This window comes from Microcoleus sp. B3-D7 (assembly GCF_036705305.1).
Lineage (GTDB): Bacteria > Cyanobacteriota > Cyanobacteriia > Cyanobacteriales > Microcoleaceae > Microcoleus.
The window spans coordinates 36,464-53,118 of sequence record NZ_JAUBUE010000043.1 but is presented as its reverse complement, the minus strand read 5'-3'; the positions used below and the strand labels follow the sequence as shown (position 1 = coordinate 53,118).

Genomic DNA, 16,655 nt, shown 5'->3' with positions numbered 1-16,655 from the left:
CGTGCTTGGATGGCTCCTACGGACCAACCCCACGAAAACTTCATCTTCCCTGAAGAAGTTCTGCCTCGCGGTAACGCACTTTAAAAAAATCAGGATTTGGATTTCAGATTAATTTAAATTTTTTAAACTAATCTGAAATCCAAATCCCTATTCCCCGGCGCAGGCGCGGTGATACCGTGCCCTACTAGGGAACAAAAAAACCCAAAATCCAAAATCTAAAATCGTTGGAGGTTCTACCGGGTGGTAACGCTCTCTAATTCCTACGCAAGCGGTCGCGACCAAGAATCCTCCGGGTTCGCTTGGTGGTCTGGCAACGCTCGTTTGATCAATCTCTCCGGCAAACTGCTGGGCGCCCACGTCGCTCACTCTGGCTTGATCGTTTTCTGGGCCGGTGCAATGACTTTGTTTGAAGTCGCTCACTTTATCCCAGAAAAGCCCATGTACGAACAGGGCTTAATCTTGATGCCCCACATCGCTACTTTGGGTTGGGGCGTCGGCCCCGGCGGTGAAGTTACGGATATCTTCCCGTTCTTCGTAGTCGGCGTTCTTCACTTGATTTCATCTGCTGTTCTTGGTTTGGGCGGCATTTATCACGCCGTTCGCGGCCCAGAAGTTCTCGAAGAATACTCTTCGTTCTTCGGCTACGACTGGAAAGATAAGAACCAGATGACCAATATCATCGGCTACCACCTGATTCTGTTAGGATGTGGCGCTCTGCTGCTGGTAGCTAAGGCCATGTTCTTCGGCGGTGTCTATGACACTTGGGCTCCGGGCGGCGGTGACGTGCGTATTATCACGAACCCCACTCTGAATCCGGCTGTGATTTTTGGCTACTTGGTACGCTCTCCTTTTGGTGGCGAAGGCTGGATTGTCAGCGTCAACAACATGGAAGACATTATCGGCGGTCACATCTGGCTCGGCCTGATTTGTATCGCTGGCGGTGTTTGGCACATTTTGACCAAGCCTTTCGGCTGGGCTCGCCGCGCCTTAATCTGGTCTGGCGAAGCTTACCTGTCTTACAGCTTGGGCGCTTTGTCCCTGATGGGCTTCATCGCTTGCTGCTTTGTCTGGTTCAACAACACTGCTTACCCCAGCGAATTCTACGGTCCGACAGGCCCGGAAGCTTCTCAAGCGCAAGCTTTGACCTTCCTGATCCGCGACCAACGCTTGGGTGCTAACGTCGGTTCTGCACAAGGCCCCACCGGTCTGGGTAAATACCTGATGCGCTCTCCTACTGGCGAAATCATTTTCGGCGGTGAAACGATGCGTTTCTGGGATTTCCAAGGCCCTTGGTTGGAACCCTTGCGCGGTACTAACGGTTTGGACTTGAACAAAATCAAGAATGACATTCAGCCTTGGCAAGCTCGCCGCGCGGCTGAGTACATGACTCACGCTCCTCTGGGTTCTTTGAACTCTGTGGGCGGTGTGGCGACTGAAGTTAACTCGTTTAACTTCACTTCTCCTCGTTCTTGGCTGTCCTGTTTCCACTTTGTGATGGGTTTCTTCTTCTTGGTCGGCCACTTGTGGCACGCTGGTCGCGCTCGCGCGGCTGTCGCTGGCTTTGAGAAGGGTATCGATCGCGAAAATGAAGCGGTACTTTCTATGCCAGACTTAGACTAATCGATCGAACTTATTTCTGATTTGATTGTCTAGTTGAAAAAGGCTCCTGCTTAACTGCAGGAGCTTTTTTTTGAGCAAATAATATCTGAAAAAGCTCCGGATTGTCGATCGACTGTTCTCCGAACCCGCTAGCAGCAGATACAATCCAAGACGTAGAAACCCGGTTTCTGAGTTAAGCTGTTGAATTCAATCCTGTTTCTTTCCGTCAGCTCGTTCCTGAGCGATCTTTTGCATCTAGGGCTGAGATATTTCGGTGCGACCTTCATCGCTGGCGGTGAATGACTCTACAAGTCTTGAAACTTGACAATTTTAATCCGTTGGGGTATGTGCCTTGCAAGGCAGGCTCGACAAAGTTTATATTTAAAGTACAAAAGTTTTAATCCCACACAATGGAAAGTTGCACTGAAAACTTGCAATTTTAAGGCAGATTGCTACAGGTGCAAAACTAATCGACGATCGCCATCAGGATATTTATATTTTATTAAATGGCTGTGCTTGCCGAATTTTTTAACAGGCACAAAACTTTTGGGCCGCTTACTATTATTGCTAGGAAAGCAAAAGATTAATAATGGACTCATTAAAGATCGAAAATGTCAAGGTGAGGTTCGATCGAGCAAATTTGCTCGAACGCATCGCCAACCGCATTCGCCGCTCTCTAGAACTACCCGAAATTCTGAGCGCAACAGCAGCGGAAGTTCAATCCTTCTTGGGAACAGACAGAGTAAAAATCTACAAATTTCATAGCGACGGTAGCGGTGAAGTGATTGCCGAATCAATTAACGGCAACCGCTTGCCATCCCTATTGGGTCTGCATTTTCCAGCAGACGATATTCCCCCTCACGCCCGCGAACTGTTCGCCCAACTACAGGTGCGATCAATCGTCGATATAGATTCCGGGCAGCTAGGCCAAAGTCCCCGCCGCGAGGCAGTTTCCGGCCAACTGCTGCCCGACGAAATGCGCTTTCGTGCGGTTGACCCCTGCCACGCTGAATACTTGACTGCACTGGGCGTCAAGGCTTGCTTGGTAGTACCAATTTTTCACGGCGAAGAATTCTGGGGGTTGTTGGTATCTCATCACTCCGAGTCCCGGAGTGTGGGAGAAAACGAACTCCAAGGCGTTCAGATGGTGGCAGATCAGCTCGGCGTCGCCATAGCCCAATCAACCCTCCTCGCCCAAGCGAGGGCGAAAGCTCAACGGGAAGCTGCCGTCAACCGCGTCGCCGCAGCCCTTAACTCCCAGCCGGCGATTGAACTCCAAACAGCTTTGGTAGAATCGGTAGCAGCACTAGACGCCGCCGGCGGCAGGCTGTGCATTTTTGCCACGCCATTCATTTCCGACAGCAGCAAGGTGACGAATCTAGTTCCCTATTCGGATAACTCGAATCGGGAACTCACAGTCTACACTTGCGGCTCAGGGCCGAAGATGCAAATTTCGGCAAAATACCCGCAGGTTGAGCAATACAGCGTCTGGCACGAATATTTTAAATCCGGCGAGCAACAGGTTTGGGCAATTTCCGACTTGTACCAAATTAGCAGTTTGAGAAGCCTGCAACCTGCATTTCGATCGACCAAAATTCGCAGCATTTTAATCGTACCGCTCAGAACCCGCCAGCACATATTCGGTTACTTAACCATTTTTCGAGAAGAATTTGACACCGAAACTCTCTGGGCTAGACAGTTTGATAGCGACGAGCGGCTCGCCCAATCTCGGATATCTTTTGAAGCGTGGAAAGAGTCAAAAACTGCCCAAATTCGCGAATGGAAGGCTGAAGAAATTGAATTGCTCCAAATTTTTGGCACGCACTTTTCTAATGCTATTAACCACTACCAACTCGATCAACAAATAGATGAACTTAACACAAATTTAGAAAATCAAGTTCAAAAGCGCACCGCTCAACTACAGCAGTTGACCCAACAGCAACGAGTGCTGTTTGAGGTGGTGGCAAAAATGCGGAAATCCCTCGACTTGAACAAAATTTTTAGCACGATGTCCCAGGAAGTGCGGCGGGCTTTAAATGCCGATAGAGTTGCGGTTTACCGCTTCGATTCCGCATCAGAATTTAACGACGGCGAATTCGTTTCCGAAGATGTTTTGCCAGATTTTGTGTCAGCAATGGCAGTCAAAGTGCACGATCGCTGCTTTGGAGAAAACTACGCCAATCTCTACTCTCAGGGGCGAATTCACGCCATGTCCGACATCAGACAGGCCGGACTGCAAGATTGCTTTCACAAAGTCTTGGAGCAATTTCAGGTCAAAGCTACTTTAGTTGCACCGATTATGAAAGGCAACCACCTTTGGGGGTTGCTGTGCGTACACCAATGTTCGGCTCCCCGCAACTGGGAATCTTCTGAAATTAAATTTGCTAGCCAAATTTCCGCTCAGCTAAGCATCGCTTTAGAACAAGCAGATTTGCTAGCTCAAACTCAGCAGCAAGCAGTTGAGTTGCACCGGGCAGCAGAGCAGGAGCGAATACTGTTTGAGGTAGTTGCTAAAATTCGACAATCTCTCGATTTAGATACAATTTTTCGTACTACAACTACAGAATTGCGGCGGATATTAAAGGCAGATAGAGTTGGCATTTATCGCTTTGATCCTAGTTTAAACTTTAATGAAGGCGAATTTATTATCGAAGATGTTTTGCCTGGTTTTTCTTCGGCAATGAATGTAAAAGTTCGCGATCATTTCTTTAGCGAAAACTATGCCAAAAAATATAGTCAGGGACAGATTCAAGTGCTATCAGATGTCGAAAATGCTGGACTCTCAGACTGCCATGCTGCTCTTTTAGCTCAATTTCAAATTAGAGCTCAGGTGATTATGCCGCTGATGAATGGCAGCGAACTTTGGGGTTTGCTGTGCGTGCACCAGTGCAGCGGTTTGCGCCATTGGAACACTTCGGAAATTCAGTTTGCTAGGCAAGTTGGAATTCAGTTGAGTGTAGGATTAGAACAAGCAGATTTGTTGGCTAAAACGCGGCAGCAATCAGTTGATTTGCAGTGGGCAGCCGAGCAACAGCGAATACTGTTTGAAGTGGTGGCTAAGATTCGACAATCTCTCGATATCAACGCGATTTTTAAGACTGCAACCCAAGAAGTTTGTCAGTTTATGCAAGTTGATAGAATTGCTGTCTATCAATTTAATCCTGATTGGAGTGGCTATTATGTTGCCGAGTTTGTGAAAGATGGCTGGATAAAATTGGTAGGGGAAGGTATTAGTACAGTTTGGCAAGATACTTATTTGCAGGAAAACCGAGGCGGCAGATATGCCAATAATGAAACTCTAGCCGTAGACGATATCTATCAAGTTGGCCACTCGGAGTGTGTTGTCGGTATTTTAGAGAAATTTCAGGTGAAGGGTTATGCGATCGCGCCGATTTTTGTAGGACAAGGACTTTGGGGTTTGCTGACAGCGTATCAACATTCTGAGCCCCGCTGTTGGGAAAGTTCAGAAGTTAACTTTTTAGCTCAGATTGCTAATCAATTAGGCGTTGCTATCCAACAAGCCGATTTGCTGGCTCAAACTAGACGCCAAGCAGAACAAATCGCTCAAAGTTTAAAGGATTTGCAGCACACTCAAGCTCAATTGATTCAAACTGAAAAAATGTCTGGTTTGGGGCAACTGGTAGCCGGAATTGCTCACGAAATCAACAATCCGGTTAATTTTATTTACGGCAATCTCAATCACGCTAGTGAATATACTGCTAGCTTACTGAGTTTGCTTGAACTTTACCAGCAGCAATATCCCGCTTATAGTCCTGAAATAGACAAATTGAGTGAAGATATTGACTTGGAATTTTTGCTAGAAGATTTGCCAAAATTGCTATCCTCAATGAAGGTGGGAGCCGATCGCATCCGTCAAATAGTTCTGTCTTTAAGGAATTTCTCTCGTCTTGACGAAAGTCAAATGAAGGCGGTTGATATTCACGAGGGCATTGACAGCACGCTGTTAATTTTACAGCACAGGCTGAAATCTAATGCCGACAGTCCAAACATTGTGCTAGTGAAAGAATACGGCATTTTGCCTCGAGTTGAGTGTTATGCTGGACAGTTGAATCAGGTATTTATGAATGTTATTGGAAATGCGATCGATGCTTTGGAATCGCACAAGTTGCTCGCTGGTCAATCTGTAATTCCTCAAATTAAAATATCTACTGCTGTCGGTCAACTTAATGGTACTATTCCTAGCGCGGTGATTCGGATTTCTGATAACGGTACCGGAATTACGGAATCTATGAGACAACGCATATTTGACCCTTTTTTCACGACTAAGCCAGTTGGGAAAGGTACTGGATTGGGACTGTCAATTAGTTACCAAATTGTGGTAGAGAAACACGGAGGGGTTTTAAAATGCAATTCGGAATTGGGGAAAGGTACTGAGTTTGTGATCGAGATTCCGCTTCGACGGCAGCCAGCAGTCATTAGTCATTAATCATTATTGTAAAATTCAGTCAACAGTCAACAATCACGAAGGGTGCAGCCGAAATTGATATAATTCATGTGTATTAATCTATGTTTATCTGCCCTCATCGGCGGTAAAAAAAATAGAATTTCTCTGGCCACAGATGACAAGGGATTGACGCTGATTCACGCAGAGGTCGAGAAGAAATATATGAATAATTTCGATGCTGACAGATTTGGAATCAGGCTTGATCGTGGGTATGATATCGCATAGGCACCTTGCGGCATCGCGGGTGACAGTTGCCTAAGTCCTGATGCAAAAAGATGCCTATTTAATTGACTTTCATAGATTAGTTTCGCTCTTTTGTAGCTCTTGTTGGAGAGTATTCTTGACACGATCGTACTCACCCTCGATTTGAGCCAAAAGGCTTGAGGCTCGATCTAGTTCACCAGAGGTACTCATAACTTCTAGCGTGGCACAAAGCTTGGCCAGAGGAGCCGCGCTTAGATTCGCACTACTGCCTTTGAGGGTATGAGCCACTCGCTTTAGGGTTTGAGTATCCGCTTGGGCAATCGCTAATTTCATAGCTTGTAGCAACTTTAGAGATTCCTCAAAGTAGCAGTTCGCCAGCAAGCTCAAAATCTGGGTTGAATCTTGATCGATGCTGCTACAGAAGGCTTGCAGTTCAGTGAGGTTAACCGCTGGCATATCAATTTCTGGCTTGTGGCTATCTGATTCCTCCTTTTGGGCCTGCTGCGGTTCCGGGTTGGGTGGACACTGACTCAGCGCTTGGATGAGAGCATCTACTCGAATTGGTTTACTGATATAGTCATTCATGCCAGCATCAAGACAAACCTGGCGATCGCCCTGCATGGCATTTGCCGTCATTGCAATAATCCAGGGACGAGCATGAGCCGGCCACTCCTGGCAAATACGACGGCTGGTTTCTAGTCCATCCATCTCTGGCATTTGTACATCCATCAGCACTACATCATAAGGCTGGCGATTCAGGGCTTCCAAAACTTCTAATCCATTGGCAGCAACATCGGCCCGGTATCCCAAACGCTCTAACAGCAGCAGTGCCACCTTCTGATTCACCAGATTATCCTCTGCTAACAGAATTCGCAGTGGAAGTCTCTGGGCAAGTTTAATATCATCCTGAACAGAGCTCGGGGGGCGCTGTTGAACTTTCGTCGGTTGGGCTTGTAGCACCTGGGTCAGGACTTCATAAAGTTGGGATTGTTTGATAGGTTTGCTTAAACAAGCCGCAAAGTGGGTGGAGAGTTCTTCAGAACTCACTTCTGGTTTGCCCATTGAAGTCAGCATCACCAGGGGTAAACGGTGGCACTTAGGATGCTGGTGGATGGCTGAGGCGAGTGTGAAGCCGTCCATTTGTGGCATTTGCATATCTAAAATAGCGACATCAAACGTTTCTCCATTCTCAAGCCAGTTGAGCGCTTCCACCGCCGATTGGGCAGCGCGAATCTGCATCCCCCAAGTCTCAGCTTGCAACGTCAGAATTTGTCGGTTAGTCGCCAGATCATCCACGATTAATAAATGCTTGCCAGATAGTTCTGGTAGCATTTCAATCGGTTCGGCTAACTCAGTAGCAACAGAGGATGCCACAATCGTGAAGTAGAAGGTCGAACCCATTGTGACTCGATGAGGCTTAGCGGCTTGCCATTTGGGTGAAGGGGTTCCTCCGACGTGGCCGGAACTCTCAACCCACATCATGCCGTTCATCGTTTCAGTAAGTCGCTTACTAATCGCCAGACCTAAACCAGTCCCTCCATACTGCCGAGTCGTCGAAGCATCTACTTGACTAAAAGACTTGAACAGTCGATCGAGCCGGTTGGCTGGAATACCAATGCCTGTGTCTTGAATAGCAAACTGGATTTCATACAAGCTTTCTGACAAGTTCCCTGGCTCAGAAATTGTTTTGTCAGAATCAACTAGAGAGGCTTTTACGGAAATCGTAACTTCCCCAGCTTCAGTAAACTTAATCGCATTGTTGAGCAAGTTAACTAGAATCTGACGGAGACGGGTGACATCACCCAAAATCAACTTAGGAGTCTGAGGCTGGATGAGGTAGCCCAACTCAATATCCTTCTCATCTGCTTTAACTGCAAGTTGGTCGATCGCATTTTCTATGCAATCTCTCAAGCTCAAAGGATGCTTTTCTAACTCCAGCTTGCCCGACTCAATTTTGGAGAAGTCAAGGATGTCGTTGATGATACTCAGAAGGGTATCCCCACTATTACGAATCGTCTCGATAAAGTCTCGCTGTTGAGCCTTGAGTTGTGTATCGAGCAGTAGTCCCGTCATACCAATAACCGCATTCATGGGAGTGCGAATTTCATGGCTCATCATCGCCAGGAACTCACTTTTGGCTCGGCTCGCTGCTTCTGCTTCCCGCCTAGTTTGCTCCAAAGCAAAGTTTTTCAGAGTTAATTCTTCTCGTTGTCGAGTTTCTTGCTCTAGTAATTTGGCTTGAGCTAGGGCAATTCCTACTTGAGCAGCCACTGATTCTAGCAACTCCACTTGATCGGCGGTCCACTGACGGTAACGATCGCACTGGTGCAAACAAATGGCACCATTCGGTTCTCCTTGGTAAGAGGTTCGCACTGCTAATGTCGATCTCAAATTGAGACTGGTACAAATTGAATGAGCACAGGTGAGGAATGAATCGCAGTAGACATCCGGGGAGGCGATAGCTTTATCTTGAGCCATCAACTGTTGGGTATAAGCATGACTCGCGGCCAGAATGTCATGCTCCCCGCTGGGTGCATATCCCACTCCTAGATACTCTGCAACGACAGGAAACTGAGGCTGTGGGTTGTCCAGGTATGTGCGAATTAAGCAGCGACTGGCCCCAAAAGCTTGCCCAATCTGAACAGCGGCCGTTTCAAATATCTGCTGAGCATTGAGGCTTTGACGAATTTCTTGGGTAATTTGCTTCAGCAGTAGGGCTTTTTCCAATTGTCGTTGTAGTGCTTCTTCTGCCTGCTTGCGATCGGTAATATCCTTCATGAAGCAGTGATGCCCGACCAACACATTTTGCTCGTCATAAGCAGAGACCATCACCACTTGTTTATAGAAGCTAGAGCCATTTTTTCGCATTCCCCTAGCTTCCGCTTCGACTCTGCCGTCCCTCAACATTTGCTGATAAGCAGCCACCATCTTCTCAACATCTTCAGGATGAACGGTTCTTTGCCATTCCATCCCTAGCATTTCCTCATGCCCATATCCACAGATGGCAGCATAAGTCATATTGACAGACATATAGCGTCCTTGAGAGTCCAGCCGAGAAATGCCTGCCACAGCATTTTCTAGCGCCGCACTCATTTGTTGCAGTTCCGCTTCGGCTCGTTTGCGATCGCTAATTTCAATCAGAATGCAACCCACTGCTACAGGCTGCTCTGCATCCTTGAAAATGGGGAAATGAGAAGTTAGCCAGTAGCGCTGGGCAGCAGTTTGACTGGATACTTCTGTCCTAATTTCCAAGTTGATGGAAGGTTTTCCTGTCGTTAAAACCTGTTGTAACAGTGCATTTACACCAGGAGCAAATTCCCCCAAAATCTCATCGGTTGTCTTACCTAAGTGAGCCTCGACAGAGTGGCCATTAATTTCAGCTAGTGCCTCATTGATTTGTAAAAATCGAAACTGCCGATCGTAGATACACAGCCCCACCCCTGCTAGGGAAGCTCCGTTAAAGAAAGCATTTAATAATTGCTCTCTGGCTTGAATTTCCTGCTCCAACTTTTTGCGCTCGGTAGTATCGCTGTGAGAACCAGTCATACGGACAACTTTGCCCGCTTCATCCAAAAGCGCTTGCCCTCGAGCTAAAATCCATTTGTAGCTCCCATCCTTGCAAAGCAATCGATGTTCTGTAATATAAAAGGGAGTTTTGCCCTCAAAGTGATCTTGAATTACTTGCATCACCCAATCGAGATCATTGGGATGCACCCGCTTGCTCCATTCATCCAGGTGATTAGGGAGTTCATGGTCTTCGTAGCCCAACATCTCTTTCCAGCGAGCGGAGAAGAATACTTCATTGGTGTTGACGTGCCAATCCCATACCCCATCATTACTACCACGTAGGGCGAGTTCCCACCGCTCTTCACTCGCTTGCAGAGCGACTTCTGCCTGATGCCGTTCAATTTCACTACCAATCCATTGAGCCATCAGTTTCAGTAATTCTACATGGGCAGATTTAAAGCTGTCTGCACGGGGAGATTTACTAGAAAAGCTGAGGGTACTGTAGACTTTGCCTGCAACTAACACTCGTGTTCCAATATAAGCTTCTATGCCAAGGGCAAGATAGGCAGGATGGTAACGCCATTTTGAGGTGCCTATATGTTCGATGGTTAGGGGTTCATTTGTGTCTAAAGCTTCACAGCACAAAGTTTGCTTAATATTAAAGACATCACCTGGTTTCAGGAGTCGATCGGGCGATCGTGCAACCATCACCTCATAAGTATTATCTTGCACACGAGCCAAGATGCCACTTGCAAGCCCAAAATTCTGACATCCCATGTCAATCAACGCTTGGATACGCTGCTCAAAATTGAGATTTTGGGTAGCAGTGACTTCATATAAAGCTCGTATCGCCGCCTCTCTTGTTCTTAGTTCAGCTTCGGCTTGTTTACGTCTCTTAATTTCAGCTTTCAGAGAGCGATTGATTTTGGATAATCTTTGCGTTCGTTCTTGAACCCGCTGTTCTAATGTAGCGTTGGCTTGTGTAATCTCCCTAAACTTTTGATTGAGTGCGATCGCCATCAATTGAAAATTTATAGCAAGCTCATTGATTTCAGTAACAGGGCTATGTTTCCATTCAAATGTTTCTTCAGAAAGCTTGTTGGGTAAGTCAGTAGTCGCAAGAGCTAAATAGGATAATGGCTTGACCAGTCGTTCGCTAACCAGCGTTGCAAACAAAAATGCCAACATTGTGATGACGAGTAGAATAATCAAGTCAGCCTTGTAACGATTTTGTAAATTTTCTACATAAGGGGTGGCTGGAATTTCTAAGCGTAATATCCAGTCCACCAGATCGGAGCTAATTGTAAATTCCTCTATATACAGAGAGTTTTTCCAACGGATCATCGGATTGTTGCCATTGCTAGGAAGCCACTGCTGGAAGGTTCCCTCTAAGGTGCGAGTGCTGCCGTTCTTAGACTCCTGAACCCTGGTCAAAAGCTTTTGGTCGGATTGATTACTCGCAATGACTCGGTTGTTTTCATCGAGCAATGTAATGCGTAATTGCCGATCGTTTCTCTGGAAAATGTAGAGAGATTTGAGCTTGCTCAATCCTAATGAACCGTGGATCACCCCAAGAAAACGACCTTCAACTTGCAGGGGTACATTCAATCCTACATGAGGTTCGTCCATTAATAAATCTTTGTGGATAGAAGTCATCCAAGGTCTTGAGCGCTCTTGAGCCAGGATAATGAGAGATTTATGTTCCCTGCTTTCTTCGATCAACCGCCGACGGGTTTGATTAAAAGGAGAAGAAGTAGCTAAAATTCTTCCCGATGAATCGGCAGCATAAATTTTGTCAAAATCTGGCAACAACTGCTCGACCAGACTAATGTTTTTTTGTATCTGCTCCGATGATTTAATCGCTGTATTAGCAGCAGTGTATGCTTCAGGGATGAGCGATGTTTCAGCTAATGTATTCAAAGCTAAGAGATGTCGCTGATGCCATCTAGATATTGCGCTAGTGAGAGTTGTTGCGTTTGTTTGTAACTCCGTTTGCACCGTCGTTTGGATTTGACCCAGAAAGTATCTACCATCAAAAACTAATAGGAGAAGTGCTGGAATAAACACAAAAGCAACCAACAGATGAAAAATAGTTTGTTTTAAAGAGACAGCAGAAAGACGCTTTGAATGACTAACCCACCGAGGAATCGGCGCATAAGAAATGATTAAGCTGGCAACTAAGGCATTAAAAATGCCGTTGGTTGCTTGTTTGCACATAACGAGGATGGCCTGATTCGCGTCCATGTGCATCATTTGACCGTAGAAAAGCCAAACGAGGGGCATTCCAATTAATAACCAGTAAATCCCATCGAATAAAAGGAGGTTCGGATGTTTGCGATTCTTGCAAAGAAACCCTACAAACAGAGCCTCAATTACCAAAATAATCGTGGCGTATGGATGATTCCAAAGGAAATAAGTATAGCTGCCTGCTATTAGACCAGCCAAGCCTCCCCAGCCCCAGCCGAAATAGTAAGCAATAATCAGTATTGCAATACTGCCAAAGAGGAAATCAACCCCAAATAAAAGAGACACACTGAAATAGTTGCCCAGAAAACCCGCAACAGTGAGAAGGGCGATCGCACCTAACCATCTTTTATCACGCACTGAGCTAGACCCTCCCATAAACTTTTATAATCGCTAGTTGCTGAATATGACCTGATTCCGATAAAAAAAGCGCCCTAGAGCCGATCAGTTATTTACCTGACAGTTTCTATGAAGATCGCACCACCGATTATTTAAGCTTTCAATCAGCAATCAAGGCTTACTCATGCAGGACTTGATATTTCGCTAAACTTTTAAGAAAAAATTATTCCAAATTACAAGAGGCTTAGTTTTTACTCTTATGATTTAATTAGTTCACTCATTAACTGTATGAGTCTTGGTACAAAAAGTATTACGACCTTGGTCTTTGGCTTGATAAAGTGCTGCATCGGCAGCAGTAATTAAAGTTTCTGGCAGGCTCTCTTGGGTGGGAATCACAGTGGTAATACCGAAGCTGAGGGTAATGCAATGATTCGGAGAACTCTTATGGACTATTGCTAAAGCTTGGATCCGAGCCTGAATTTTTTTAACTATTTGGACGGCTCCCTCCAGCTCTGTTTCGGGCAAAATCACTACAAATTCTTCACCTCCATAACGTGCTACTAAATCTCCAGCTCGATTAATACTGCAATTGAGAGCTGCCGCAACTTGCTTTAAACATAGATCCCCTGCTTGGTGTCCATAAGTATCGTTGTAAGGCTTGAACAAATCGATATCACACAAAATCAGTGACAAAGGAGTTTGCTGCCTCGTCATGCGTCGCCACTCCTCCTCTAGCTGTTGGTCAAACTGACGGCGATTGGCAATCTGAGTCAAGCCGTCAATTGACGCGAGGTATTTTAATTGCCGATTGGCGGCTTCTAGCTGTTTGTAAAGTAGGGTTTGTTGCTGTTGCAAGTGGAATTGCTGAATCAACCGTCGCACTCTCTGTCGCAGAACAGCCCAGTGAATCGGCTTAGTGATATAGTCAGCCGCTCCCGCTGCAAACGCTCGATCGACAGATTCTTTGTCTTCTAAGCTAGTAATCATCAAAATAGGTGGGCGATCGCTCTCAGGCACTTCAGATAATTTTTGACAACAAGCAAAACCATCCATCGTAGGCATCACTGCATCTAGCAGGATCAGGTCTGGATTTAATTCCTCATAAGCTGCTAGCCCTGTCAACCCATCATTAGCTTCGGCCACTCGGTATTTTTCCTTCTGTAAATACAGTCGAAGTTGCAAACGCATCAAGGCATCGTCATCCACAATGAGAATTAGAGAGGACGGTTCCGTAGATGCCTTACTCGAAATGGCTGACTCTTCTAATGATTGATACATACGTCATTGTGTATCTCAAGCTTTGGAAACATTCTAGCCTAGCATATTTTGAGCTTGGGATGGAAAGTTAAAATGGGGAAAATATGTCATAAATTATACACCATATCAGCTTCCGCAACAACATCCTAGACAGCTTCGGGTTGGTTAAACCAACAGCCACAGTCTACTTAAAATTTATCGCTTTTTTTCGGAGATATAAAATCCGGTAACTCGCGCTAATATTTGTAAATATGTAATTATTCTTGGGGGCATTAAACTGTTTTTACAACGTCAAGCGAGCTTTGACGAACGATCACCTGTTATCCCGCGATCGTCGGTGGGATAATATGCTATATTTTTTAAATTAATTCAGACTTTTTCAGGTGCATCAAATTCCTCCCTCATCTTTGAGCGATCGTCCGAGCTATTTTTGGGGAATACATCTGATGGTCACACTATCACGTATCGCTTCGCCCTTGGTTGAGCGTTTGTTAGCACCAGGAAGCTCTGACTGCAAAAAAGCGTAAGCTTTGTTAAGAAACCTTTACAGAGTTCTGCGCGAGCTGGGATAGGTTTTTTCTCTTTTTTCTCCCAATAATCCCCCAGATAGTGTCTAAACTGCTGTCTTTGGGGTTGAGTAGGGAACACATCGTCAAAGCGTTGGCATCATCTTTCAAAGCATGGGAGCATGGATGTCCCAACTGTTGATCTCATCAGATTTCATCAGGAAAGAGACTAAGCTCAAAAGTTGACTCTATATATATTAGCTTTATTTCTCACTCAATTTTTTGCTAAAGTCCCCCTATTAAAAATAGAAGCTCTACTATAATCACTGGGAAAGAGTAAATTAACTTGATGGAGGTAACTTACTATGGAAGTAGCACGACCTGATTTTTCTCAAATTTTTTCTCAAAGCGTTCAAAAAACGAAAGAAGTTTGGACTGAAAAAGTCGGAAAAGCAGTGAATTCTGTTTCAGAAGCAACAGCACAAGCTAAATCTTCTCTCTCCGAAACTGCGTATCACGCAAAAGAATCTCTGACTCAAACTACGAATTCTGCCGTTAATACTGTGAATCAAGCTACGAACAATGCTTTAGGTACTGTAGCTGAGAAAACCGAAAAAGCGAGAATTTCTATATCTGAAGTCGCGAATCAAGCAGTTAGTCGCGTCAGTGAAAGTACCAACAAAGCTGTTGATGCTGTTTCTCACTCTGCGGCAACTGCTAAAGAAACTATTAATCAAACTACTAACTCTGCGGTCCATACTCTGAATCAAAGCACTAGCCAAGCTGTAGAGAGTGTAAATCAAGCAACAGAAAAGGCTAAGGCTTCATTAGAAGATAGCATTAACAAGGCGGGAAATATGAGCGGTGCGGCTTCAGATGCCATCAAAAGTGCTATCAATGGTACTGTCAAAGATTGGATTGACGCTCACCCTGTAGTCTTCTGGTTGGTGAGTCATCCGCTGATATCTTTAGCAATGTTCCTGATATTTATATTCATTATATTGGGCTTTTTTCAGGCTTTAGGTAGATTTTTTGCAGAAAGCTGGTTATTTATTCTGCAAAGCCCGGGAAAATTTATGCAAGGGGTTTTGAGTTTCGGCTCTAAATCTGTAAGTAATGTCGGTGAAGTGGCTGTAAACTCCTTGGTTTCAAAAAATCCCGAATACAAAAATAATTCAGGTTTACAACAATTGAGGGGAGTTGAATCAAACAGTTTGGAGTCTCAAGAACGACTTGCTAATATTTTGACAAGGTTGGAGGCAATTCGACAAGAGCAGAATCAGCTTTTACAAGAAGCGTCGGCGATTTTAGGCAACAAATTTAAGGCAGAGTGAGAAGATGTGGCCCGATCGCAAATCGTGGTAAATTTAAGACATCCAGGCTTTCCATCAAAGCCAGATCCATGCAGGCTTGTAGTCGATCGCTCAATACGCCATGCCCGATTCCGAATTTTCCGATGATCTAAAATGGACGCCAGAAGCCAAGGCGAAGCTGAAAAATATTCCCTATTTTGTCCGGGGACAAGCTCGCGTCCGCATCGAGCAGTTGGCCCGCGAAGCCGAAACCGAAGTCGTCACCGTTGACTTAGTTGAGCAAGCTCGCATCGAGTTTGGGCAATAAGGGCTCGAAAGGTACCCTAAAGCTTTACACTATAATTTGCCTGATTTTGATGTTCACAGAGCTACTGAGTCACCCGTGCGGAAAATAGTTATTGCTGGCAACTGGAAAATGTACAAAACTAGGGCAGAATCCCTAGAGTTTCTTCAAGGATTCATGTCCTGCCTGACGGAAACCCCAGAGGAACGGGAAGTCGTGCTTTGCGTTCCCTTCACTTCCTTGGCTGTCCTGTCGAAAAATTTGCACGGCAGCCGGATCAGACTCGGTGCTCAGAACGTCCACTGGCAAGAGTCTGGAGCTTTTACTGGGGAAATTTCCGGGCCAATGCTCAGTGAACTTGGTGTCCGTTATGTCATTATCGGCCACAGCGAGCGACGCCAATATTTTGGGGAAACTGACGAAACGGTGAATTTGCGGCTGAAAGCTGCTCAGAAATACGATTTAATTCCGATTCTGTGCGTTGGGGAAACCAAGCAGCAGCGAGATGCAGGCGAAACGGAAGCTCACATTTTTTCTCAGTTGGCAAAAGATTTGGTTGATGTTGACCAAAATAAGTTAGTCATTGCTTACGAGCCTATTTGGGCGATCGGCACTGGCGATACTTGCGAAACGAAGGAAGCTAACCGAGTTATTGGTTTGATTCGCAGTAAATTGACTAATCCTGACGTGCCAATTCAGTACGGCGGCTCTGTTAAACCGGAGAATATTGATGAAGTTATGGCGATGCCTGAGATTGACGGGGTTCTGGTAGGCGGGGCGAGTTTGGAAGCTGCTAGCTTCGATCGAATTGTCAATTATCAGTAATTGCTAATTGGTAATTGCTAATTGGTAATTGGAACAAGGGCGGCGGGAATTAAACAGCGATCGCCTACAATTGTGATGTGCCGTTCAGTGTTTCTCGGATCGGGAGAATTAAC

7 protein-coding genes are annotated in these 16,655 nt (G+C 45.5%); 5 read left to right on the top strand and 2 right to left on the bottom strand.

Annotated features, from left to right (window positions below; all coding sequences use genetic code 11):
- Nucleotides 1–240 precede the first annotated feature (240 nt).
- Both psbC and QUB25_RS23475 read left to right on the top strand, forming a co-directional pair.
- Nucleotides 241–1,620, top strand: coding sequence for a photosystem II reaction center protein CP43 (gene psbC, locus QUB25_RS23480; protein WP_333048188.1), 1,380 nt, complete (start codon nucleotides 241–243; stop codon nucleotides 1,618–1,620).
- Nucleotides 1,621–2,188: 568 nt separating this feature from the next.
- Entirely contained in the window at nucleotides 2,189–6,046 is a 3,858-nt protein-coding gene (locus QUB25_RS23475) for a GAF domain-containing protein (protein WP_333186655.1), read from the top strand.
- A 312-nt stretch (nucleotides 6,047–6,358) separates the two neighbouring features.
- Here QUB25_RS23475 and QUB25_RS23470 read toward each other — a convergent pair whose 3' ends face one another.
- Complete coding sequence (locus tag QUB25_RS23470; RefSeq protein WP_445251980.1) at nucleotides 6,359–12,397, bottom strand: response regulator; 6,039 nt, start codon at nucleotides 12,395–12,397, stop codon at nucleotides 6,359–6,361.
- A gap of 234 nt (nucleotides 12,398–12,631) precedes the next feature.
- The gene (locus tag QUB25_RS23465; RefSeq protein WP_333186649.1) at nucleotides 12,632–13,636 is read right to left on the bottom strand and encodes a PleD family two-component system response regulator; all 1,005 of its coding nucleotides are present in this window, start codon (nucleotides 13,634–13,636) and stop codon (nucleotides 12,632–12,634) included.
- A gap of 850 nt (nucleotides 13,637–14,486) precedes the next feature.
- Between QUB25_RS23465 and QUB25_RS23460 the strand changes: the two genes are divergently transcribed.
- From QUB25_RS23460 to tpiA, 3 genes are all read left to right on the top strand, one after another.
- Entirely contained in the window at nucleotides 14,487–15,455 is a 969-nt protein-coding gene (locus QUB25_RS23460; protein WP_333186646.1) for a hypothetical protein, read from the top strand.
- Nucleotides 15,456–15,555: 100 nt separating this feature from the next.
- Complete coding sequence (locus tag QUB25_RS23455; RefSeq protein WP_006633749.1) at nucleotides 15,556–15,741, top strand: PCP reductase family protein; 186 nt, start codon at nucleotides 15,556–15,558, stop codon at nucleotides 15,739–15,741.
- 75 nt (nucleotides 15,742–15,816) lie between these two features.
- A complete protein-coding gene (tpiA, locus tag QUB25_RS23450) occupies nucleotides 15,817–16,542 on the top strand; it encodes a triose-phosphate isomerase (RefSeq protein WP_333064152.1) in 726 nt (241 codons plus the stop codon).
- Nucleotides 16,543–16,655: the final 113 nt, after the last annotated feature.

Coding starts and splice junctions, on each gene's coding strand:
- QUB25_RS23475 (WP_333186655.1), top strand. CDS start 2,189: ATGGACTCATTAAAGATCGAAAATGTCAAGGTGAGGTTCGATCGAGCA.
- QUB25_RS23470 (WP_445251980.1), bottom strand. CDS start 12,397: ATGGGAGGGTCTAGCTCAGTGCGTGATAAAAGATGGTTAGGTGCGATC.
- QUB25_RS23465 (WP_333186649.1), bottom strand. CDS start 13,636: ATGTATCAATCATTAGAAGAGTCAGCCATTTCGAGTAAGGCATCTACG.
- QUB25_RS23460 (WP_333186646.1), top strand. CDS start 14,487: ATGGAAGTAGCACGACCTGATTTTTCTCAAATTTTTTCTCAAAGCGTT.
- QUB25_RS23455 (WP_006633749.1), top strand. CDS start 15,556: ATGCCCGATTCCGAATTTTCCGATGATCTAAAATGGACGCCAGAAGCC.